Source organism: Nocardioides acrostichi, assembly GCF_015319165.1.
GTDB classification, from domain to species: domain Bacteria; phylum Actinomycetota; class Actinomycetes; order Propionibacteriales; family Nocardioidaceae; genus Nocardioides; species Nocardioides acrostichi.
Genome location: NZ_JADIVZ010000001.1, coordinates 236,201 through 259,286 on the forward strand (window position 1 = coordinate 236,201; position 23,086 = coordinate 259,286).

Sequence of the window (23,086 nt, forward strand, 5' to 3'; positions counted from 1 at the left end):
CTAGGTCCGGACCAGCCGGCGCAGGCGGTGCACCCCCGGGAGGCGCGTGGAGGTCGGGACGCTCCAGGTGCCGTGGCCGGCGACGTCCCATCCGGCGAGCAGGGCGTCGGCGGCCTGGGTGCCGGTGGTGGCCGCCCGCTCCATGAGCGCCACCGGCAGCTCGCAGCGCACGCCGTCGCCGGCGAGCACGACCCGCGGGTCGGGCGTGCGGACGCCGGGCCGCGTGGCCCACGGGTCGGTGCCGACCAGCGGGCAGTCGCGCCGCACCAGCCACTCCTCGCCGAGCACCCCGGCACCCCCGAGCTCGGGGTGCAGGCGCAGCAGCTCGAACCACAGTCCGTCGCGCAGCGCCGCCCCGGCCGCCTCGTCGCCGAACACGTCGCCGAACACGTCGCCGAACACTTCGTCAGGCAGCGCGTACGCGTGCAGTTCGACGACGGACCCGCCGGTCGCCTGCGCCCACCGGCGGGCGCCGTCCTCGAGCCGGTCGACGAACGAGACGTTGTCGAGGCGACCGAAGCCGCTGGTGCCGAGGAACGGTGCCGCACCCTCGGCGGGCGCGCGGTCGAGCCAGCGCCGCCACACCGCGAAGGGCGGCGCCGCCCGCAACCCGGCGAGCCGGTCGCGCCACGCGGGGTCGCCGAGCCACGGGGAGGCCGCCACGAGATCCTGCAGCGGTCCGCGGTCGGTGGCCAGCACGACCGCGTCGGCCGGCACGTCACCGTCGCTCGTGGCGACCACCAGCGACCCGTCGTCGCGCTGCTCGACACCGCTCGCGCGGACGCCGGTGCGCACCTGCGCCCCGAGCCGGGCCAGGTGCCGCCCGAGGGGGGCCCAGATCGCGGTGTCGAAGTCGTCGTCGGCGACGTCGAAGAGCAGACCCTCGGCCGAGCCGAGGAAGTAGCTGTGGAACATGCCGACGAGCTCGCCGGCGGAGAAGTCGCGCGGGTGGGCGAAGAAGCTGCGCGCGAACACCTCGAGCGCGAGGTGCCGGGCGGCGTCGGGGAAGCGGAGCCGGTCGAGCAGGTCGGCGGCGCTGGTGGCGTCGAGGTCGCTGAACGTGGCCGGGAAGTCGACGTCGAGCAGGCCGAGCGCCTCGCCGACGTCGACGCGCGCCAGGTCGCGCAGGGTGAACGACGGTGACTGCGCCACGAACCCCACCAGCCCCCACGGCGGCGTGCGCGGGATGCCGGTGAAGGAGTCGCGCAGCCCGGAGCCGGCGACCAGGGGGTAGTCCTCCACCGGGCGGAGCCGCTCGAGGGACGGGTCGGCGCGGCGCAGCAGCGCGCGCAGGTTGTAGTACTGCCGGAAGAACGCGTGGAAGCCCCGGCTCATGGCCGTGGTGCGGCCCTCGACCGTGACCGGCCAGGCCGAGACCCGGCCCCCGAGCCGGTCGGTGGCCTCGAGCAGCGTGACCCGCACGCCGCGCTCGGCCAGCAGCACGGCGGCCGTGACCCCGGCGATGCCGCCGCCGACCACGACCACCCGGTGCCGGCCGTCGTCGGAGGAGAGCTGGCCGGGAGCCGGCGGCTGGTGCTCGGCCCGGACGTCGCGCCCGGGGCGCCATGCCCTCACGGCCGTCGCGCCCGCCACGCGTGCACGACGCCGTGCTGCCACCCGGGGACGGTGCGGCTCTCGACGTCGGCGAAGCCGGCCTCGCCCAGCCGCCGGCCGAACCCGCGCACGCCATCGAAGTCGAGCACGCTGCGCCAGAGGTAGCGATAGATGCCGCTGCGGGGGGCGGTGAGCAGGCCGGCGGGGATGATGACGCCCCAGCACACCCCGTGCCAGACCCAGCGGGCGAGCGTGCTCTCGCGCACGCTGTAGTCGTGCACCACGAGCACGCCGTCGGTGGTGAGCACGTCGTGCACCGCGGCGACGAGTCGGTCGCGGGCGGCCACGTTACGGAAGAGGTACGCCGCCAAGACGCCGTCGGCGGGTCCGCCCAGCGACGCCGTCACGTCGGTGTCGGCCCCCGCGCCGGTGAGCCGTTCGGCGTCGGCCTGCACGAAGGTGACGCCGGCGAGGTCGCGCTTGCGCCGGGCCTGCGCGAGCATCCCGGCCGAGCCGTCGACGCCCACCACGTCGGCCTCCCTGCCGGCCCCTCGCAGGGCTGCCAGCAGGGCCCTGGTCGAGGCGCCGGAGCCGCAGCCGAGGTCGAGCAGGCGCGGGCGGCGTCCGGGGGTCGGCGGCAGGGCGGCGACGAGGTCGCGCGCCGAGGCCCGTAGCTGGGCGTGGTACCCGGGACTGAGGGCGACCATGAGGTCGTAGCTGCGTGCGACGCCGTCGAAGGCGTCGGGCACGGTCGAGGTGTGCGCCGTCATGAGGGATCCTCTCCGGCCCGGCGGCCGAGCCGCACCCAGACCAGGATGGTGAGCGTGACCATGCCGAAGCCGAAGGCGAAGTCCTCGACCGGGATGTCCCACGGGAAGCGCCAACCGGTCATGTCGGCCGGCGCGTAGCGCACCACGGGGTGCGACAGCTTGGTGAGCCACCCGTCGACGGGCACCTGGAAGGCCAGCACGATGATCATGGCCAGCCAGAACCGGGCCGTGCGCAGCACGCCCGTGCGCAGCCACAGCAGCTCCACGGTGAGCACCACGACCACCGAGAGCACGGCGGTGAGCGTGTAGACCATCGCCTCAGACCCCCCGTGGCAGGTCGCGCAGCACGGCCGGGACCGCCTCGCCGGAGCGGATGCGGCGCACGGCGCGCAGCACGTTGCCGACCGCCTCGTAGGTGAGCAGCCCGCAGATCGGGACGACGACGAAGAAGACCAGCTCCTCCAGGGGCACCTGCAGCGGCAGCAGGATCCCCGTGGTGGTCTCGGGGTCGTAGCCCCACGAGCCGCGCGCGATCATCGCGGCGTCCCAGGCCGTGTAGACGACGACGACCGGCAGCAGGGTCAGCAGCAGACGGCGCGGGCGACGATAGACCCGCGCGCCGAGCACCAGCTCCAACGGCAGGGTGATCAGCAGGCACGCGCCCATGAGCGCGAGGTACTGGACGTGGCTCACGACAGCATCTTCGGTGCGCATCGCCTGCGCCCGGCGGTAGGTGTCGTGGGCGGCGCGCCCGATGTGGCACGGGCCGCCGGACTGCGCGGGCCGGACGTCGAGACGGGACCACTGCTCGGCACGACACTCATCGTGCGTGGCGTTCGGCTGCCCACATTCATCCTTTCGGGGGTCGATCCGCACAGTTCACGACCCCTCGAGGGACGATTCACGACCCCTCGAGGGACGATTCACGACCCCTCGGGGGACGATTCACGACCCCTCGCGGGTCAGGCGGGGAGGTCGTCGAGGTGGTCGTTCCAGAGTCGGGCGAGCACGGAGGGCACCTGATCCGACTCCAGGGAGTCGGCGAGTCGATGGCGCTGGGCCGTGCTCAGCTGCACCCCCGGGAAGGCGCGGCCCACGACGAGGGAGAAGCCCTGCCCCCGGCGTCCGACGATGGCCGGCGCCTGCTCGAGGTAGGCGTCGACGTAGGGCGAGCAGAGGTCGGGGCGCTCGGCGTCCCAGAGCCCCGAGGCCAGGGCCTCGAAGAGGCGGTTCGAGACCTCGGGTGAGGCCATCTCCTCCCACGCCGAGGACTTCGCCTCGGCCGTGGGGCGCGCGGCGCGGGCGCGGGCGGCGCCGAGATCCCCGGCGAAGGAGCCGTCGGCGGCACGCTCGGCCTCGAGAGCCGAGTCGTCCAGCGCGTCGAGTCGCGCCAGCCGCACGACGACCGCCCAGCGCAACGACGGGTCCAGGTCGACCTCGTCGGCGCGACCGGCGGCGAGCCAGGCGCGCAGCAGGTCGACGTCGCGGGTGGTCGAGGCGAGACCGCGTACCAGGGCGTGTGCCACCTCCGGCTCGGGGCGGCGGTGCTCCGGACCACTCGCCAGGCCCTCGACGCACGCGGCCGCGACCAGGTCGCCGACGTCGGCGGCACGGACGGCCGGCGCGCGCCGGGCACGCACCCACCCCAGGGTCCGGTCGAGCACGGTCGTCACCAGCGCCGGGTGCGTCTCCCGGGCCAGGTGACGGCCTACCAGTGCGAGGTAGTCGTCGAGGTCGAGGGCACCCGTGCGCACGTCGTCGAAGGCGCGGGCCCAGAGCACCGAGCGGGTGACGGGGTCGGCGAACCACGACAACCGCCGGGCCACCACACCGGCGGAGACCGCGTCCAGCCGCAGTCGCGCGAACGTCTCGCCCAAGGCGTTCGGCACGACGACCAACCCACGCCACTCGGCGAGCGGGACGGGCTCGGCGTCGACGTCGACGAGGCGTCGGGCCACCTCGACGCCGCGCGCGTCGTAGGCCGCCACGGTGAACCGGTGCGGCCGGTCGCCCTCGCGCACGAGCACGGGTACGCCGTCCTCGCCCCGCTGCACCGAGATGGTGTCGAAACCCGGACGGCGCAGCCAGGCCTCGGCCCACGCCGCGACATCGCGCTCGGAGGCGGCGTCGAGGGAGCCGACGAGATCGTCGAGCGAGGCGTTGTCGAAGCGGTGTCGGGTGAGGTGGGCGTTGACCCCGGCGAGGAAGGCGTCGTCACCGAGCCAGGTGACCAGCTGGCGGAGGCAGGAGTTGCCCTTGGCGTAGGAGATCGAGTCGAAGTTGCCGAAGGCCGCGTCGACGTCGGGCACGTCGTCGGGCAGGGGGGCGACGGGGTGGGTGGAGCGGCGCAGGTCGGCGTCGTAGGCGCCGGGCTTGCGCGAGGCCTCGTGGGCCACGAGGGTGTGCGCGAAGCCGGCGCCGGCTCCGGCGACGCGGTAGCCCATGTAGTCGGCGAAGGACTCGTTGAGCCAGGTGTCCTCCCACCAGCGCATGGTCACGAGGTTGCCGAACCACATGTGCGCCATCTCGTGGGCGATGATCGTGGCGCGGCGGGTGCGCTGGTCGTCGGTGACGCGGCCGCGGGGGAGCAGTTCGTCGCGATAGGTCACACAGCCCGGCGTCTCCATCGCTCCCCAGTTGTGCCCGGGCCCGAAGAGCTGGTCGTAGGAGTCGAAGGGGTAGGGCTCGTCGAAGATCTCGGCGTAGTGGTCGTAGCAGTCGACCGTCGTGTGCTTGAGCTCCTCGATGTCGCGGTCGAGCTCGGCGGCCAGCGAGGCACGCGCGTGCCAGCCGAACGGAAGCCCCGCGTGCTCCCAGGTCACCGAGTGCCACGGGCCGGCACAGACCACGAGCAGCGAGGGGCAGATGCGCGGGGTGGTGGCGAAGGCCCAGCGGCCCGGCTCCTGCGAGAGAACCCGCCCGTTGCCGATCACGGTCCAGGCCTCGGGGGCACTGACCGACACCGACACCTCTGCCTTGAGGTCGGGCTGGTCGAAGCACGCGAAGACCCGCTGGGCGATGTCGAGTGAGAGGTAGGCGCTGACATAGGTCTCGCCGTCGGCCGGGTCGGTCATCCGGTGCATGCCGTCGCCGTCGCTGACGTAGGGCACCGAGGCGGTGACCTCGACCCGCACCGGGACGCCGGTGGGCAGCCCCGTGAGGTGGAGGCGCCGCCCGTCGTAGGACGCCGGCACCTCGGCGCCGTCGACGAGCACGACGAGGTCGGTGGCATCGGTGAGCTCGAGAAAGGTGTCGGGGGAGTCGGTCGTGAACGTCACGACCGTCCGGCACCCGAACGTGGCGCCGGCGTGGTCGCGCAGGTCGAGGTCGATCTCGTAGGACTCCACCTCGAGGGCGGCGGCCCGGGCGCGGGCCTCGGCGAGCGTCAGGGACATGGGCCCACCGTAGGCGGGCCGGCCAGACCGACCGAGACCGACCGAGGATTGGCCCGCCCGGCCCGCCCGGGGCTAGCATCGTCAGGTTGCCTCGGCGAGGGAGCCGGCCCGAGGGCCGGCTCCGTGATCGACAGGGTGGCTGCCGCTGCGCCGCGCCCCGTCGTCCCGTGCCCGAGCAGCCACCGACCTGAACGAACCAGACCGGCTCCCAACGGCGCCGAACGGCTTCGTTCCCCGCACGTACCCGAGCCAGCATCCGAGGAGTTCCCCATGGCCGCCGAGAAGATCCGCGCCGAGATCCGCACCGAGTTCGGCAAGGGCGCCGCCCGCCGCATCCGTCGCGAGGACAAGATCCCCGCTGTCGTCTACGGCCATGGTGCCGAGCCGCGCCACCTGACCCTGCCCGGCCACGACACCATGATGGCGATCAAGCACGGCGGTTCGAACGCCCTGCTCGACCTCGACATCGACGGCGAGGCGCAGCTCGCGCTCACCAAGGACGTGCAGGTCGACCCGATCCGCCGGGTCATCGAGCACGTCGACCTGATCGCGGTCAAGCGCGGCGAGAAGGTCACCGTCGACGTCGAGATCCACGTCGTGGGCGAGGCCGCCGCCGAGACCCTGGTCGTCACCGAGAACGCCGTCGTCTCCGTCGAGGCCGAGGCCACTCACATCCCCGAGTCCTTCGAGGTCTCCGTCGAGGGCGCCGAGGCCGGCACCCTCGTCTACGCCTCCGAGCTCACCCTGCCCTCGGGCGTGGAGCTGCTCTCCGACCCCGAGCTCCTGCTCGTCAACGTCACGCAGCAGCAGAGCCAGGAGGAGCTCGACGCCGAGCTCGAGGCCGCCGAGGAAGAGGCCGGCATCGAGCACGAGGAGAGCGACGAGGAGGCTGCCGAGGGCGACGCCGCCGAGGGCGACGCCGCTGCGGCCGAGGGCTCCGACGACGAGTGACCGCACCCGTCTGGCTGGTGGTGGGGCTCGGCAACCCGGGCCCCACCTACGCCGGCCACCGGCACAACATCGGCTACCTGGTGGCCGACGAGTTGGCGTCTCGCGCCGGCTCGGCGTTCCGGGCCCACAAGTCCGGTCGTGCCGAGGTCGTCGAGACTCGGCTCGGCCCCGTCGGCCCTGAGGCACCGCGGGTGGTGCTGGCCCGACCGCGCTGCTACATGAACGAGAGCGGTGGGCCGGTCAAGGCGCTCACCACTTTCTACAAGGTGGCCCCCGAGTTCGTCGTGGCGGTCCACGACGAGCTCGACATCGACTTCGACACGATGCGGGTCAAGCTCGGCGGCGGCGACAACGGCCACAACGGCCTGAAGTCGATGCGCTCCTCGCTCGGCACCGGCGACTTCCACCGGGTGCGAGTCGGCATCGGCCGGCCTCCGGGCCGGCAGGAGGTGGCCGACTTCGTGCTGTCGAACTTCTCCGGCACCGAGCGCAAGACGCTGCCCTTCGTCGTCGACACCGCCGCCGACGCCGTCGAGTCACTCGTGACCCAGGGCCTGGAGCGCACCCAGCAGCGGTTCAACTCCTGACGACACCCGAGCACCCGAGAACCCGCTCCGGTCTCCCTCGGTGCCCCTCTCGAAGGGGGTTCAATCATCGGTGATCGGGCGGTCCGGACCGGCTTCGGTGAAGTGTGGGCGCAAGTAAAGTTGCTGGGGTACTCTCTCCTCGCTCTGCACCGTTCTCGGACCGCCTCGGCACATCCCGCCCCTCGGCGTCGTCCGCCTGCTCCAGTGAGGACTCGAACCACATGGGGATCGGCCACCACCCGCGTCGTGCTCAGCGCACGACCCGGCGTCACACCCTGCGCACGCCGGCGTTCCTGACCAGCCACCGGTTCTGGCGCGTGCCCCTCGTCGGCACCGTCGCGGGCATGCTCGTCATCGTCGGCACCACGGCCCAGGCCTCCCCGGAGCGGCTGCTCCAGTCGGTGAGCGTGCAGCTCGACGACGGCGGCGCGATCTCGGGCATCGACAGCACCACCGTCCACGCGGGATCCACCGGTGGCAGCACCGACTCGACCGCGCTGGACCCCTCGAAGACCGCCGACCAGCTGCCCGTGCGGGTGCTGACGTCGTGGCAGCTCGGCGACAAGGCCGGCACCGACCTCTCCGACATCGAGGGCAAGAGCGGCCGGGTGACGGTACAGGTGACGGTGCAGAACACCACCGTGCGCCCGCAGAAGCTCGAGTACGACACCCCCGGAGCCCAGAAGTCGGCCTACGCCCTGGTCGGCGCGCCGCTCACCGTCATCGCCTCGGCGGGCGTGGGCGACAACGGCCTGGCCCAGGTCATCACCGACGGCGACGACGGCGACGCCGTGACCAACGGCCTCCTCAGCAGCGACTCCTCCGGCGACGCCCAGGTGCAGTGGGCCGCGCTGCTCGCGCCGCCGCGGCTCGCGCCCACGGCCACGTTCACCCTGGTCGAGGACACCACCTCCTTCCAGGTTCCCGCCATCGACATCTCGGTGCAGCCCGGCCTGGTCACCGACGCCTCCGTGCAGCAGCTGCTCACCTCGGCGTTCGACGGAGACAGCGCCTCGACACTGGCGCTGGAGACCCGCACGATCGATCTCCTCGGCGACGTCAACCGGGTGCTGGCGCAAGCCGGCGGAGCGCTGGGCGACGTGCAGCAGAGCCTCTCCGGCACCGCCTCCAGCCTGGGGCAGCAGACCATCAGCGACCTCAACGGCTCGCTGTCGTCGGTCACCAGCTCGCTCCAGAGCGTGTCGGGCAGCATCGACTCCCTCGACGGTGAGATCGGCAGCGAGCTGAACTCCACCACGAGCACCCTGACCGGCCAGCTCGGCGACACCCTCGACTCCGTGCGAGTGCTGCTCGGTGACCCGTCGTCGCAGAAGCCACCGAAGGACGCCAAGAACCGCACCTGCACCTCCGAGAACCTGCCCGGCTACCCGGACAAGATGCAGGACAAGCTCAGCATCTACCAGCAGATCCTCCAGGTGCAGACCCGTCTCAAGGCGTTGCGCGGCTCCTCGCACGCCTGCGCGGACGTCGTGGCCGAGGGCCTGCTCAAGAGCATCGGCACCAGCGACGTGACCGCCTGCCCCATGGCCGACGACCCCGACGCTCCGCGCACCACGGTGACCTGCGCCATCCACCGTGCCCAGAGCGACCTCGAGACCCAGGCGCAGGGCCTGGGCGCGTTCAAGTCCGGCCTGTTGAGTCTCTACAACAGCCCCGAGCTCACCGAGCTCGCGACCGACGTGGCCGCGCTGCGCACGAGCGTGCTCGACGCCAAGACGACCGCCGCCGATCTCAAGCCGGGCAACGGTCACGACGACGACACCAGCCTCACCGAGCTGATCACCAGCCTGTTGACGCTCAACACCCAGCTGTTCGCGGTGCAGGGCAACCTCCAGAAGATCGACTTCGGGGCCGCCGCGAAGGTGGTGAGCAGCGTCGAGCAGATCAAGCGGATCGCCGATCAGCAGGTCGCAGCGCTCAACGGCCTGCTCTCGGCCGACGCCTTGAGCGCCTCGAGTGGGCGGGTGGCGGGCCTCCTCACGACGCTGTGCACCGACGTGCCGAACAGCACCAGCGACGCCTCGGTGCAGACCTACCTCGACCAGGCCACGTCCACCTGCAAGGACGCCACCCAGGCCGTCGCGGGCCTGACCGGTGACGTGACGGCGGCCAAGCAGGCCCTCACCACCAGCCGCGACCAGTGGCAGGCCGTCCAGACCGCGGCCTCGGCCCCGCTCGACGACGACGGCAGGCCGATCGACATCGGCGGCCTGGTCGGCGGGCTCAACGCTCTCGACGGCGTGGGCACGACCGTCCAGCAGATCCAGAGCTCGGTGAGCCAGGTGCTGACCCTGCTCGGTGGAGACAAGGTCAACGGCAAGGTGAAGGGTCTGGTCGACCAGATCGACGCCCTCTACGACCCCACCATCGACCAGACGCCCGACCCGAACGACCCGGACGCCCCCGCGGTGAAGTGCCCGGTCGTGTTCGACCCGCCGAATCCCGACGAGACGACCGAACCGGCGTTGAACCAGGTGCGTCGGGCATTGCTCAACGTGCAGTGTCTCCAAGACACCGTCGGCGGCCAGTTCGACGCCGGTTTCGAGGGCCTGCTCGACTCCTTCGCGGGTTTCGACACCCAGCTCGGGACGCGCATCGGCCAGGCCGACGCCGCACGGCAGAACGCCGAGGACAACGTGCGTGCCCTGACCACGGGCCTCGGCCGGGCGATCGTGCAGACGGGCCGCTCGGTGAAGTTCCAGACGCGTGGCTCGGTCAAGCGCAGCCGCGCCTCGATCGACCGCGGTGAGACCACCTTCACCACCAAGCTCGGCAAGAGCGTCGACACCGTCATCGACAACATCGGCACGACCGTCGGCGCGGCGACCCGCGACCTCGACGGCGCGAACCAGCAGTTGCGCGCAGACCTCCAGTCGGTGCTGATCGACCTCGGTGACCCGAGCAAGGGCGACACCGGTCTCCTGGGTGCCCTGCGTTCCAACGCCACGGCCACCGAGGGCGCCACCACGAGCATCGTCGATGCCAACGGTCGCGCCTCGAGCTTCGCTGCGGTCCGCACGGCGGCCCTCGGCGACGTGTACCTCCAGCGCGAGCAGCTCAAGCAGGCGCTCACGATCCAGCAGGAGTTGCCCGCCTTCGGCATCGATGTCGCTCCCGAGGACACCGTACTGACCGTCTACTCCTTCCACCTCGGAGGCTGACCCGATGCGCATCGCCCTCACCGGTGCGGCCCTGGCGCTGGCCCTGACCGCTGCGGCCTGCTCGTCGTCCTCCAGCGACGACGAGAAGCCGTCGTCCACTGGGGCGCAGGCCGGCCAGCCCGCGGCCGTCGCGCTCGCCGTCGAGACCGACGGCGCCGGTGACGGCGCGAGCCTCGAGCCGAGCATCGGGGTGGTGCTCACCCTCAGCTCACGCCCGGGGCAGGGTGAGGACTGGCGGCTGGGCGCCGCGGGCGCCCAGGTCGCGGCCTATCGCCTCGGCCTCGGCGGCACTCCGGTGACCCTCGACGTCGTCGACGACGGCGGCACCAGCCGCGGCGCGTCGAAGGCCGTCTCGCAGCTCGTCGACGACGGTGTGTCGGGCATCGTGGTGGCCTCCGAGGGCGATCACCTAGAGCGCGCGCTCGCCAACGCCTCGCGGGCCGGCGTGCCGGTGCTGCTCCCGTACGCCGAGCTGGGTTCGCTGCCCAGCGGGGTCTGGGAGACCGGACCCTCGCAGTCGGGCGTGGCTCGGGCGCTCGTGGCGGCGATGAAGGACGCCGGCGACTCCGCCCCGTTCGTCATCCGCGCCGACGACGAGAACCTGCCGGGGGTCGGGTCGGCCGATGTCGCCGTCTACCGCAAGGGCAAGGGCGGCGCCGTGGTCAAGCAGGCCGTCGCCGCGGTCCGCCGGGGTTCCGCCGACTCCGTGGTCGTCACCGGATCGGCGTCCTCGCTGGCCGCCGTGGTCAGCCGGCTGGCCGGTACCGGTCAAGACGTTCCCGTCTACCTCGACCACTCGGCGCTCTCGGCGTTCTTCGCCCGCGATCTCGTCGACGACTCCGGCACGCTGCTCAGCGGTCTGACCAGTGCGGGGGCCGACGCGGCCGACACCACCACCCTGCAGCGCAGCGACCGCGGCGACGCGGCCAGCGCCTTCTTCGCCGCACTGCGGCTGGCGGCGGGCGATCCCGACCTCAAGGATCTGCTCGGCAGCGGTCCCTTCTCCGACGTCGCGGCCGACGCCGACACCGCCAGCCACGACGCCGTGATCGCACTGGTGCGCGCGGTCCAGGCGGCCAGGTCGACCGACCCGGCCAAGGTGTCCGACGCCCTCGGCGGGCTGACCCTGGACTCCTCCGACGGTCTCGCCGGCCCGGCGCTCGACTTCTCCTCGATTCACGCCCTGGCCGGCTCCGACGTCGTTACGCTGGTCTCCACGACGCAAGATCCCGGCGTCCGACCGACCAGTCCCGACAACGCCCCACGCTTCTACTGGTTCTCCAGCACGGCCGACGGCGCTGCCTCGCAGACCACGGACGGGTGAGCGCGCCGCCTGATCGAGGGGCGCGCTGCGGTGGATCCCACTCGGGCACGGAGGTGAGATGACGCTGGAGAGCCGTCGAGCGCTCGGCAGCCGCTACGAGCTGGCCGAGCGGCTGGGCAGTGGCGCCATGGGCGAGGTGTGGCGCACCTGGGACCGCACCGGTGAGACGTGGGTGGCCGCCAAGCGGCTGCGCACCGAGCTGACGCAGGACCCCGAGATCGTCACCCGCTTCGTGCAGGAGCGGTCCATCCTCATCAGCCTGGACCACCCCAACATCCTCTCCGTGCGTGACCTGGTGGTCGAGGGCGACGACCTCGCCATCGTCATGGACCTCGTCGAGGGTCCGAGCCTCGGCGACTACCTGCGCCAGCGCGGCACGCTCGCGGCCCGCGAGGCCGTCGAGGTGGCGTGTGCCGTGCTCGACGCCCTCGTGGCCGCCCACGCGAGCGGCTGCCTGCACCGCGACGTGAAGCCCGACAACGTGCTGCTCCCGAGCACGACCGATCTCACCACCGCGAAGTTGAGCGACTTCGGCATCGCGCGCCTGGCCCAGGAGTCCACCGTGCAGGCGACCGGCCTGCTCGGCACCCCCGGCTACATGCCGCCCGAGTTGTTCTCGGCCGGCTCCTTCGGCGCGGCCTCCGACGTGTACGCCGCCGGCGTCCTGCTCTACGAGCTGCTCGGCGGCCGCACCCCGTTCAGCGGCAGCGGCACCGCCCACACCGTCGGCTTCCGGCACGTCACGGCCGCGCCGCCGCCGCTGCCGGTGCCCACCCCGTTGTGGAACCTGATCGCCGGCATGCTGGCGAAGGATCCCGCCTCCCGGCTCTCGGCCGCCGCGACCGCTCGCGGGCTGCGCGAGCTTCCCGAGTCCGCTCTCGGCGGGGAGCCGCTGGCGGTGCAGACCGCGCCCGCGACCTTCGAGACGGTCGCGTCCGCCGCCTCGGGTGCCGCAGCCGGTGAGGCCGTGCGGGTCTCGGTCCAGCCGGCCGACGTCGACCCTGGCGCCACCAACCTGCGCGGCGTGCCGGTCGAGGCGCCCCCCATGGCCGACGTCGGCGAGGTGCGCGCGTTCGTGCCCGGCGCCGCCGCCCCCTCGGCCGACGAGACGAACCTCGGCCGCCCCGAACGCACCCACGAGGCCCCCCGGCTGCGCGCCGAGGTGGTCGCTCCCCAGGAGCGCAAGCGCCGCCTCTGGCCGTGGGTCGCGGGCACGGTCGCCGCGCTCCTGGTCATCACCGGCGGGTTGTTCTTCGCCGGCGTCATCGGCGGTGGCAAGGACGACCCGGTCGCCGAGGAGCAGGCGACCCAGACGGGGGAGCAGCCCACGGCCGCGGAGGGGCAGGACGTCGACTACGACTCGGGGCTGCGTGCGCAGGTGAGCGCCGACTACGCCAGCGACGGCGACGGCGTCGCCCTCACCTGGAACCTCGACTCGGGTCGCGACGTGCTCGACGGCGACCTCATGCTGGTGCTACCGGGCTTCGGCGCGGAGGGCTCCGGCTCCGACTGCCCGAACGTGACGTGGTCCGGCGATCTCGTCGACCAGCCCTCCCGGATCAGTGCCATGACCGACGGCTACGACGCGGGCTGCGCCTGGGGCATCGACCCGGGCAGGCTCGACGGCCAGGCCGATATCGACGCCACGGTCTACGTCGACCTCTCCGGCGCCGACGACCCCGCCGGCGCGCTGAGCGACTACGTCGGCCAGGTCGACGACGCCACGCAGGCCGGGCTCGAGTCGGTCGACCAGGGCTTCGACTTCGCGATCCAGCGCCTCCAGGGCATCAGCATCTCGGCACCGAACGTCACCCGGGACGCCTCCACGGTGCCCGTCCGCTACCAGGTGAGTGCCTCGTGGGTCGGCAACAAGGCCCGCGGCGACACCCTGCTGATGAAGAGTCCCTCCGCGGAGGATCCCACCCGGGCCGTCGAGGCGGTGGCAGGGAGCCTGGACGACGTCAAGGTCGAGGTGTGCTCGGCCGGACGCGTCAGCGGCTTCAACGTGGTGGTCTTCCAACCCAACACCGGTTGCGAGCTGTCCATCCAGATGGGCGAGTTCACCGCGGAGACCTCGTTCGACGTGTTGACGACCGGAAGCTGATCGGTTCGAGGAGAGCCCATGCGCATCACCTTCACCATCGATTCGCCCCAGGGCGCTCAAGACGTCCTGCTCGAGTGCGACGACGCGACGCCCGCCGCCGACGTCGAGCGACTCGTGCTCGCCACGACGGGCGACACCGGCGATCTCGCCGTGCCGACGAAGGTCACCGACGACGCGCCTGCGCCGACGTCCCTGCAGAAGGCAGTGGTCGCCACGCTCGGCCTGCGCGAGGGGGTGCGGGTCCGCGTCGGCGACACCGCAGCGCGCTGCGAGACGCCGTCGCAGACCGGCCTCCAGCTGCACGTCGTGGGCGGCCCGGACGCCGGACAGGTCTTCTCGCTACCCGTCGGCAGCCACGACCTCGGGCGCAGCGGCACCCCGTCGTGGGCCGACCACTCGTTGTCTCGGCGGCACTGTCGGATCGAGGTCGGTGCCGACAAGGCCACGGTCGTCGACCTCGGATCCAGCAACGGCACCCGTGTCGACGGCGAGGTGGTCGGGACAGAGGATCCGGTCGAGCTGACGCCCGGGGCCCTGCTCGAGATCGGCGACTCACTGGTGGAGCTGCGGCCCGCGCGCGGCCGCGACGCCACGGTCGAGGCCGGCGAGCCCGGCTGGATCAACTTCCTGCGCCCCCCGCGGATCGCCCCGTGGCACCTGGGCCCCAGCGTCGAGGTGCCCAAGGCCCCCAAGGAGCGGGAGAGCCGCAAGTTCCCGGTCGTCGCCATGATCGTGCCGCTCGTGTTCGGTGTCGCGATGGCGCTCGTCTTGAAGCGGCCGACGTTCCTGATGTTCGCGTTGATGAGCCCGATCATGCTGGGCGCCAACTTCATCCAGGACCGCCGCGGCTCGGCCAGGGAGCACAAGCAGGCCGTTGCCGACTACGAGGAGGCGCTGGCCAAGGCGCAGCAGGAGCTCGACGACGCGGTGGAGTCCGAGCAGCAGCGCTTCCGCGCCGAGATGCCCGATCCGGCCGACACGTTCCTCACCTGCGTGCTGCCCGGCAAGCGCCTCTGGGAGCGCCGCCGCCACGACCCCGACCTGCTCGCCCTGCGCCTGGGGTCGGCCGATCTGCCGTCGACCGTGACGGTGACCGGCGCCGAGGACGGCAAGGACCACGAGCTGCACCAGGTGCCGACCGGCGTGTGGCTCACGAAGTCGCGCATCGTCGGGCTGGCCGGCCCCGACGAGGTCGTCGACGGGCTGCTGCGCTGGGTCATGGCGCAGATGGCCGCCTACCACGCGCCTCGCGACCTCTCGCTCAGCTTCCTCACCACCCGCGGCGGTGAGGAGTGGTCGTGGCTGCGCTGGCTCCCGCACCTGCGCGGCGACGACCCCGACGGCGCCCTGGCGATGGTCTGCCACGACGACGAGACGCGGCAGGCGGGCATCGCCGGCTTGGCCTCGATGGTCAAACAGCGTCAGGAGGCGGCGTCGGAGGCGGGCTCGAAGGTCACCGCCGAGAGCTTCCCGGCCCACGTGGTCGTGCTGCACGGCTACCGCGCCATGCGTGAGGTCCAGGGCCTCGGCACGCTCCTCGAGGACGGCCCGTCCGTCGCCGTGTACTTCGTGTGCGTCGAGGACACCGAGCGCTCCTTGCCCGAGCGATGCACCGCCACCCTGGTCGTCGACCCCCAGAACCCGTCGTTTGCCACCCTGCGGCGTAGCGGCGAGGCCCCGATCACCGATCTGCTGCTGGACCGGGTGTCGCCCTCGTGGTGCGAACAGGCGGCCAGAGAGCTGGCGCCCCTGCGCGACGTCGGCGCCTCCCAGGAGGGCGGCAGCCTGCCCGAGAGTGCCCGGCTGCTCGACGTCATGAGGATGGATCCGCCCACCTCCGAGGGCGTGCGCGCACGCTGGACCATGGAGCCGCGCAGCACCACGATGACGATCGGCGTCGGCATCGAGGGCCCCTTCAGCCTCGACCTCAAGAGCGACGGCCCGCACGGCCTGGTCGCCGGCATGACCGGCTCGGGCAAGACCGAGCTGTTGCAGACGATCATCGCCTCGCTCGCCCTGGCGAACCGGCCGGAGTGGCTCAACTTCGTGCTCATCGACTACAAGGGCGACAGCGCGTTCAAGGACTGCGTGAACCTGCCGCACACCGTCGGCAAGGTCAACGACCTCGACCCGTACCTCGTCGAGCGGGCGCTCGCCTCGCTGGAGGCCGAGCTCGACGTGCGCAAGAACATCCTCGCCGAGGCTGCGGTGAAGGACATCGAGGACTACCAGGATCTCTACGACCGCGAGCCGTACCGCGACCCGCTGCCGCGCCTGGTGCTGGTCATCGACGAGTTCGCCGAGCTCGCCAAGGAGCTCCCGGACTTCATGGCCGGCCTGGTGAGCATCGCGGCCGTCGGGCGTTCGCTCGGCGTGCACCTGTTGCTCGCGACCCAGCGCCCCAGCGGTGTGGTCTCGCCGGCGATCCGCGCCAACACGAACATGCGCATCGCCCTGCGGGTCGCCGACACCTCCGACTCCACCGACGTCATCAACTCACCCGACTCCGCGCGCATCCCCAAGAGCGCTCCGGGTCGCGGCCACGCCCGGCTCGGCGCCGGTGCACTCCTCTCCTTCCAGTCCGGTCGGGTCGGCGGACGACGCCCGGGTGCGGTGTCGGTCGACCTGCCACCGCCGTTCATCGCGCCGTTGACCTGGCAGGCGATCGGGTATGCCGCTCCGCGGCCGCAGCGTGGTGGCGGCAGTGCCGACCAGGACGTCTCCGACACCGATCTCGCCGCGCTGGTGCAGGCCGTCCGCGAGGCCGCCACGATCGAGGAGGTGCCGGCGCAGCGACAGCCGTGGCTCCAGCCGATCGACACGCGCATCCAGTGGTCGGACTTCGTCGAGGAGAAGGCGGTGCGCGGCGTGGTGCCGTCGCTGCCGTTCGCCCGCGTCGACCTGCCCGCGAAGCAGCAGCAGGAGACCCACGGCTTCGACCTCGACCGCGACGGGCACCTCTACGTCGTCGGCTCGGCGCGGTCGGGCCGCTCCCAGGTGCTCCGCACCCTCGCGGCCTCGATCGGGGCGCTCGCCGACCCCTCCGACGTGCACCTCTACGGCATCGACTGCGGCAGTGGCGCGCTCAACGCGCTGATCGCGCTGCCGCACGTCGGCGCCGTCGTGAGCCGCAGCGAGGGGGAGCGGGCCGCCCGGCTGATGAACCGGCTCACCCAGATCCTCGACGAGCGGCAGCGTCTGCTGGCCGAGAACGCGTTCGCCGACATCAAGGAGCAGCGGGCCAGCGGCGCTGACCCACTGCCGCACGTCGTGGTCATGATCGACCGCTGGGAGGGGTTCACCTCCACCCTCGGCGAAGTCGACTCGATCAGCGATGCCGTGCTCCGCGTGCTCCGCGAGGGCGCAAGCGTGGGCGTGCACATGGTCATCACGGGCGACCGCACCCTCATCAGCACCTCGCGCATGTCGACGCTCACCGAGAACAAGCTCGGCCTGCGCATGGCCGACAAGGGCGACTGGACCTTCCTCTCCATCCCCGCCAAGGGCGTGCCGGACAAGCTCCCACCGGGGCGCGGCTTCCTGCCCGGGGTCGTCGAGACCCAGGTCATGCTGCTGGCGCCCGAGGACTCCGGCAAGGCGCAGGCAGACGTCATCGCCCGCATCGGCCGGGAGGCGCGCGAGCGGCTCGACGACTCGACCGTGAAGCCGTTCCGCGTCGATGTGCTGCCCAGCCGGCTCACGCTGGAGCAGGGCCTCGCGATGGTGCCCGCCGACTCGCCCCAGCCGTACTGCCTCTTCGGCGTGGGGGGCGACGAGCTCACCACGTTCGGCCTGCACGTCGGTGCCGAGACCGCGTTCATCGTGGCCGGTCCCGGGAAGTCCGGGCGCACCTCGGTGTTGCTCGGCGCTGCCCGCTCCACCCTCGCCACCGGCGGCACAGTGCTCGCCATCGCCCCTCGAGCCGGTGGCCTGCGCGACCTGGAGGGCACCGCGGGCGTGCTCGCGGTCTTCCACGACGGCTCGGCGACCGAGGAGGAGGTCGAGGCGCTGGTCTCGGGTGCCGACGCGCCCGTACTCGTCGTCATCGACGACGGCGAGGGCCTGCGCGACGCTGCGTGCGGCCCGTTCCTGGCGAAGATCGTCAAGGGCCAGGTGCCCGACTGCACCCTGGTGCTGGGCGGCAACGCCGACGGTGTCGGGGCCGGTCTGTCCGGCTGGCAGGTCGAGGCCAAGAAGGCGCGTCAAGGGCTCCTGCTCTCGCCGCAGGGCATCAGCGACGGCGACCTCATCGGCATCCGGGTGCCGCGCAACCTCATCGGCGGCCCGGTGCAGCCCGGTCGCGGGCTGCTCAACCTCGGCGCCGGCTCGCTCATGCAGGTGGCGACCCTGCTCTCCTGAGGTCGTTCGGCCGAGAACCGACCGACACGCCGAAGGCCCCCGGACCACTGGTCCGGGGGCCTTCGTGAGGTCTGGGGGCGGTCAGCCCGCGATCACCTCGATGATCAGCCGAGAGCCTTGGCGAGCTCGGAGTCGACGTTCTTGAACGCGTCGGCGGCCTTGTTCAGGTAGTCGGCCATGCCGTCGAGGCCCTCGAGCACCTTGGAGACACCCTTGGTGAACTCCTCGTAGCTGCTGTTGAAGGCCTGCGAGGCGGTGTCGGTGACGAAGCCGCCCGCGACCAGGTCCTGGACCTGGCTCTGCAGCGTGTGCAGCTGGGTCTCGATCTCGGTGCGACCGTTGGTGAGCTTGCCGGCCTGCGCCGACATCTCCTCATAGGTCACGTTCACATTCGCCACGGGGTTCTCCTCGGGAGGTTGGGGGGCGGCCGGAACCTCCGGTCGCGGGTGTGTAACTGAGATCTCAGATTGCCGCGACGACCGCGGTTCAAACATCCCAAAGCAAAGTTAAGCCCAAAAGGCGCCGGGTGGGAGGGGTTCGGCCCTGCTGGTCCATTCCGGTCGGCGCTACCTCTACGCTCTCGCACGTGACCACCACCGCCATGACGCCGCCCGAGAACGCCGACGACCACGCGCTGGCCACTTGGCTCGCCGAGGCTGCCGGACGACGCCTGCTGCAGGTGCGCGAGGAGGGGCTCGAGGGCAAGGCCCTCAAGGACGCCGGCGACGCCGCCGCCCACGAGCTGCTGATGCGGCTGGTCGCCGAGCACCGCCCCGACGACGCCGTGCTCTCGGAGGAGGGCAAGGACGACAAGGCGCGTCTCGACGCCGACCGGGTGTGGATCATCGATCCACTCGACGGCACCCGCGAGTTCTCCGAGCCGCCCCGCGACGACTGGGCCGTGCACGTGGCGCTCTGGTCGGGCGGTGACCTGATCGCCGGAGCGGTCGCCCAGCCGGTGATCGGCGAGACGTTCAACACCGGCACCCCGCCGGTCGTCCCGCCCTCGACCAGCGAGCGTCCGCGCATCGCCGTGTCGCGCAGCCGGCCGCCGGCGTTCGTCGAGAAGCTGGCCGAGAGCCTCGACGCCGAACTGGTGCCGATGGGTTCGGCGGGCGTGAAGATGATGTCGGTGGTGCGCGATGTCGCCGACGCCTACGTGCACGCGGGCGGTCAGTACGAGTGGGACTCCGCCGCGCCCGTGGCCGTGGCCCGCGCCGCCGGGCTGTTCACCTCGCGCGTCGACGGCAGCGAGCTGGTCTACAACCAAGACGACGTGTACCTGCCCGACCTCATCGTGTGCCGCCCCGAGCTCTCGGAGCGCATCTTGGCGTTCATCGCCGAGCACGGCACCGAGTGAGGGTGCGTCTCGTGACCCGTCTGCCGTCGTGACCGTCCGGCACGTCCTGCTCGACGCCGACGGCGTCCTCCAGCTCTCACCGCGCGACCCGCTGGGCGTCATCGCCGCGTGGGTGGGTGGTCGCGAGCGCGCCGAGGAGCTGGGCCGGCAGCTGTGGGCGGGGGAGAAGCCGTCGCTGCGCGGCGAGGGCGACTTCCTCGACGTCGTGGGTGAGGTCGTGCCGCGCTACGGCGAGGTCGACCCCCAGGAGTTCTACGACGCGCTGTGGGGTCGCATCGAGGTGGACGAGGACTCCCTGACGCTGGCTCGTCGCCTCAAGGACGCCGGCTACGGCGTGCACCTCGGCACCAACCAGCACCGCCAGCGCGGCACCCGCATGCGCACCGAGCTCGGCTACGACGACCTCTTCGACGTCTCCTGTTACTCCTGGGAGCTCGGGGTGGCCAAGCCCGAGCCCGCCTACTTCGACCTGGCCGTCGAGCGCATCGGTGCCGAGCCGCACGAGGTCGTGTTCGTGGACGACGTGGAGGCCAACGTCGAGGCGGCTCGGAGCGTCGGACTCCTGGGCGTGCACTGGCACCTCGACCGGGGCCACCACGCGCTGCGGACGGCGCTCGCCGCACTGGGCGTCGAGGCGGCCGGAGTCACCTCGTGAGCTTCTCGTGATCCGCGGTCCCCGAGCCATCGCAGTGTTCGCGAGCCTGCTGTTGGCGCTCTCGCTCGCCGCGGTCGGCGTCTCGCACCTCTACCGGCCCGAGCGCACGCTCGACCTCACCCCACCACAGGCCTACATGCCCGCGCCGCAGCCGGCGTCCGGGCTGGCCGGGCGCGGTCACCGTGACGGCCGGCGCGGCCAACTGGTGTCGCAACGGTGGGTCGAGACGATCGCGGCCCGCACCGGTATCCCGAAGCCCGCACTGCGCGCCTATGCCGACGCGCAGCTCGGCGAGACCGACGGGTGCGACATCGGCTGGACGACCTTGGCCGGCATCGGGTGGGTCGAATCGCAGCACGGCACGATCGGCGGACGCCGGCTGCGTGCCGACGGCACGTCGTCGCGGCCGGTCATCGGCCCGGCGCTCGACGGGTCGGGCGACTTCGCCGCCATCCGGTCGACCGCGCAGTCGACGGCCTGGCACGGCGACCCCACCTGGGAGCACGCCGTCGGGCCGATGCAGTTCCTGCGGTCGTCGTTCGACCCCTGGGCCACCGACGGCGACGGTGACGGGACCGCCGACCCCCTCGACCTCGACGACGCAGCGGCGACGGCCGCGTCGTACCTGTGCGCCTCGGGCGCCGACCTCGACACCGGCGCCGGCTGGTCGGGCGCGGTGCTCAGCTACAACCGGTCGGGCGAGTACGTCGATCTCGTGCGCCGCACGGCCGACACCTACGCCCGGCGTGCCGAGCGGCACTGATCTACCCTCGGCCTCGTGCTGCTGACCTTCGACACCGCGACCCCACTGGTCTCGGCCGCGCTGTACGACGACGGCCGGGTCGTGGCCGAGCGGTCCGCGCAGGCGCCGATGAAGCACGGGGAGCAACTGGCCCCGCTCATCGAGGGCGTGCTCACCGACGCCGGCGCGTTGCGCATCGACGTCACCGCGATCGGGGTCGGGGTGGGTCCTGGGCCCTTCACCGGCCTCCGGGTCGGTCTCGTCACCGCCCGCACGTTGGCCCTCGCTCTCGAGATCCCCGTGTACGGCGTGTGCTCGCTCGACGTGCTCGCGGTCGAGGCCGCTGACACCGGCGTCGTGCCGGGGCAGTTCGTGGTGGCCACCGACGCACGCCGCAAGGAGGTCTACCTGGCCGCCTACGACGAGTCCGGCGTCCGGCTGTCGGGGCCGGTCGTGGCGAAGCCTGCGGAGGTGGCCACCGAGCTGCCGGTCGTGGGCGAGGGCGCGGTGCTCTACCCCGAGGCGTTCGGCCGGGCCGCGGGTCCGACGCAGCCGAGCGCCGGCTGGCTGGCCCGCGTCGTGGCCGAGGAGCGTGCCGAGCTGCTCGACCCCGAGCCGCTCTACCTGCGGCGCCCGGACGCCCAGGCGCCCGGTGTGCCCAAGGCGGTGTCGTGAGTTCTGTCGTGGTCGTCGTCCGCGACGCGGATGTCGGTGACGCCGACGCCGTCGCGGCCTCGGAAGCCGAGAACCTCGGCGCCGACGCCTGGTCGCCGGGGTTGATCGAGGCCGGTCTGAGCGGCGACGTGCCCACCGTGCGCTACCTCGTCGCCGAGCGGGTCGGGCCCGAGGGTCCGGTGGTCGTGGGGCACGCGGTGATCAGCGTGGTGCCCGACATCGCCGAGCTCCAACGCATCGCGGTCGACGCCGGTGCCCGCCGTGGCGGGGCTGCTACGGCCCTGCTCGACGCGGCCCTCTCGGCAGCGCGCGAGGGCCGGGCGGACCGGGTGCTGCTCGAAGTGCGCGAGGACAACTCCGCGGCGCTCTCGTTCTACGCCGCCCGCGGCTTCATCGAGATCGACCGCCGCCCCCGCTACTACCGCGACGGCACCACCGCCGTGGTCATGCGCCGCGGCATCGGCCCCTCCTGCGGCTGACCCGCTCGGTGGTCGAGCCGCCGGATGCCGGAGGCGGAGGCGTGTCGACCCCCGGCGACTCCGAAGGCAGCCTCGCCTGCCATCTCACCTGCCATCTCGCCTGCCATCTCACCGGGTTTCGACACGCTCGTCGCTGGCGCTCCTCACGGCTCAACCACCGGCGGAGTCGTGAAGCGACCCCGACCTGAAGGTGTGATGGGTGCGGTAGCCCAGCCGCTCGTAGACGGTCAGCGCCGGAGCGTTGTCGACGTACACGCCGAGCGTGGCCGCGCCCGAGGCGCCACCCAGGGCAACCCGGGTCAGGGCGGCGCTGACGGCGGTCGCGAGGCCGAGGCCTCGGTGGTCGGGGTGGGTGGTGACGCTGCGCAGGTGGCCGGTGCCGTCGGGGTCGCGGTAGAGCGTGCCGGCGCAGGCCAGGACGCCACCGGCCGCGCGCACGCCGAGCCACGTCTCCTCGCCAGGATCGCCCGGGCGTAGGAACGCCGCGGGGTTCGCGGCGTCGAGCAGGGTCGTCACCGCGTCGGGGTCGTCGATCACGCCGACGACGTCCTCGCCGGGCTGGGGCGGGGGAGCAGCCCGGGTGAGCATCCAGTGCCAGTGCCCGCGGACCTCGACGCGCCACGGACTCGGCAGGGCGTCGTACGAGGTGGCCTCGATGCTGATCCGGTCGGGCCGATCGAACACGTCGACCGCATGGGCCAGCAGCGGGTCGAGATCGCCCGGCGGCCCGAGGCACCACAGTGTCGGCCGCCCGGGGTCGGGGCCGGTGCGATCGCGGTTGGCGTCGGCCACGGCGGCGCGTCCGCGCACCAGCACCCGGTGGGAGCGGTGCACGTGCACCTGGTGCCGCACGAACGGATCCGCACTCGTGGCCACCCAGGCAGCAGCGTCGAGCTCCGCGATGCCGTCCACGGTCCTCATCCTGCCCGCCGACGTGTGAAGCGGGTTG

The 23,086-nt window shown here is 72.5% G+C and carries 18 protein-coding genes; 11 read left to right on the top strand and 7 right to left on the bottom strand.

Annotated features, from left to right (window positions below; genetic code table 11):
* The 5 genes from ISG29_RS21465 to pepN form a co-directional block, all read right to left on the bottom strand.
* A complete protein-coding gene (locus ISG29_RS21465; RefSeq protein WP_328827455.1) occupies nt 1–1,617 on the bottom strand; it encodes an FAD-dependent oxidoreductase in 1,617 nt (538 codons plus the stop codon).
* Nucleotides 1,572–2,324 carry a class I SAM-dependent methyltransferase gene (locus ISG29_RS01135; RefSeq protein WP_194501527.1) on the bottom strand — a complete coding sequence of 251 codons (753 nt, stop codon included), beginning with the start codon at nt 2,322–2,324 and terminating at the stop codon, nt 1,572–1,574. The genes ISG29_RS21465 and ISG29_RS01135 overlap by 46 nt, the downstream gene beginning before the upstream one ends.
* Nucleotides 2,321–2,638, bottom strand: coding sequence for a lycopene cyclase domain-containing protein (locus ISG29_RS01140; protein ID WP_194501528.1), 318 nt, complete (start codon nt 2,636–2,638; stop codon nt 2,321–2,323). Before ISG29_RS01140 ends, ISG29_RS01135 begins: the two co-directional genes overlap by 4 nt.
* Nucleotides 2,639–2,642: 4 nt before the next feature.
* Nucleotides 2,643–3,017 (bottom strand): lycopene cyclase domain-containing protein, encoded by a 375-nt coding sequence (locus ISG29_RS01145; RefSeq protein WP_194501529.1) that lies wholly within the window; start codon nt 3,015–3,017, stop codon nt 2,643–2,645.
* Nucleotides 3,018–3,286: 269 nt separating this feature from the next.
* A complete protein-coding gene (gene pepN, locus ISG29_RS01150; RefSeq protein WP_194501530.1) occupies nt 3,287–5,719 on the bottom strand; it encodes an aminopeptidase N in 2,433 nt (810 codons plus the stop codon).
* Nucleotides 5,720–5,989: 270 nt separating this feature from the next.
* Here pepN and ISG29_RS01155 point away from each other — a divergent pair, with 270 nt between their 5' ends.
* From ISG29_RS01155 to ISG29_RS01180, 6 genes are all read left to right on the top strand, one after another.
* The gene (locus ISG29_RS01155) at nt 5,990–6,670 is read left to right on the top strand and encodes a 50S ribosomal protein L25/general stress protein Ctc (protein ID WP_194501531.1); all 681 of its coding nucleotides are present in this window, start codon (nt 5,990–5,992) and stop codon (nt 6,668–6,670) included.
* Complete coding sequence (pth, locus tag ISG29_RS01160; RefSeq protein WP_194501532.1) at nt 6,667–7,257, top strand: aminoacyl-tRNA hydrolase; 591 nt, start codon at nt 6,667–6,669, stop codon at nt 7,255–7,257. The genes ISG29_RS01155 and pth overlap by 4 nt, the downstream gene beginning before the upstream one ends.
* A gap of 221 nt (nt 7,258–7,478) precedes the next feature.
* The gene (locus ISG29_RS01165) at nt 7,479–10,439 is read left to right on the top strand and encodes a hypothetical protein (RefSeq protein WP_194501533.1); all 2,961 of its coding nucleotides are present in this window, start codon (nt 7,479–7,481) and stop codon (nt 10,437–10,439) included.
* Between the two features lie 4 nt (nt 10,440–10,443).
* Nucleotides 10,444–11,763, top strand: coding sequence for an ABC transporter substrate-binding protein (locus ISG29_RS01170; protein ID WP_194501534.1), 1,320 nt, complete (start codon nt 10,444–10,446; stop codon nt 11,761–11,763).
* Nucleotides 11,764–11,821: 58 nt separating this feature from the next.
* Nucleotides 11,822–13,867 (top strand): serine/threonine-protein kinase, encoded by a 2,046-nt coding sequence (locus tag ISG29_RS01175; protein ID WP_194501535.1) that lies wholly within the window; start codon nt 11,822–11,824, stop codon nt 13,865–13,867.
* An 18-nt stretch (nt 13,868–13,885) separates the two neighbouring features.
* Nucleotides 13,886–18,226 (top strand): FtsK/SpoIIIE domain-containing protein, encoded by a 4,341-nt coding sequence (locus tag ISG29_RS01180; RefSeq protein ID WP_194501536.1) that lies wholly within the window; start codon nt 13,886–13,888, stop codon nt 18,224–18,226.
* A 104-nt stretch (nt 18,227–18,330) separates the two neighbouring features.
* On the opposite strand, the gene ISG29_RS01185 is transcribed toward ISG29_RS01180, so the two are convergent.
* The gene (locus ISG29_RS01185; RefSeq protein WP_194501537.1) at nt 18,331–18,624 is read right to left on the bottom strand and encodes a WXG100 family type VII secretion target; all 294 of its coding nucleotides are present in this window, start codon (nt 18,622–18,624) and stop codon (nt 18,331–18,333) included.
* 188 nt (nt 18,625–18,812) lie between these two features.
* Between ISG29_RS01185 and ISG29_RS01190 the strand changes: the two genes are divergently transcribed.
* Genes ISG29_RS01190 through ISG29_RS20605 form a run of 5 tightly spaced genes read left to right on the top strand, consistent with a single transcriptional unit; the run spans nt 18,813 to nt 22,137 of the window.
* Nucleotides 18,813–19,586, top strand: a complete 774-nt coding sequence (locus ISG29_RS01190; RefSeq protein WP_328827465.1) for a 3'(2'),5'-bisphosphate nucleotidase CysQ — start codon at nt 18,813–18,815, stop codon at nt 19,584–19,586.
* Between the two features lie 28 nt (nt 19,587–19,614).
* Nucleotides 19,615–20,241 (top strand): HAD family hydrolase, encoded by a 627-nt coding sequence (locus tag ISG29_RS21470; protein WP_194501538.1) that lies wholly within the window; start codon nt 19,615–19,617, stop codon nt 20,239–20,241.
* Nucleotides 20,242–20,248: 7 nt separating this feature from the next.
* Nucleotides 20,249–21,004 carry a lytic murein transglycosylase gene (locus tag ISG29_RS01200; protein ID WP_328827468.1) on the top strand — a complete coding sequence of 252 codons (756 nt, stop codon included), beginning with the start codon at nt 20,249–20,251 and terminating at the stop codon, nt 21,002–21,004.
* Nucleotides 21,005–21,019: 15 nt separating this feature from the next.
* A complete protein-coding gene (gene tsaB / locus ISG29_RS01205; RefSeq protein ID WP_194501539.1) occupies nt 21,020–21,658 on the top strand; it encodes a tRNA (adenosine(37)-N6)-threonylcarbamoyltransferase complex dimerization subunit type 1 TsaB in 639 nt (212 codons plus the stop codon).
* Nucleotides 21,655–22,137: a GNAT family N-acetyltransferase gene (locus ISG29_RS20605; RefSeq protein ID WP_328827471.1), complete on the top strand. Its 483-nt coding sequence runs from the start codon at nt 21,655–21,657 to the stop codon at nt 22,135–22,137. Before tsaB ends, ISG29_RS20605 begins: the two co-directional genes overlap by 4 nt.
* 150 nt (nt 22,138–22,287) lie before the next feature.
* Here ISG29_RS20605 and ISG29_RS21475 read toward each other — a convergent pair whose 3' ends face one another.
* Nucleotides 22,288–23,049, bottom strand: coding sequence for a GNAT family N-acetyltransferase (locus ISG29_RS21475; RefSeq protein ID WP_194501540.1), 762 nt, complete (start codon nt 23,047–23,049; stop codon nt 22,288–22,290).
* Between the last annotated feature and the right edge of the window lie 37 nt (nt 23,050–23,086).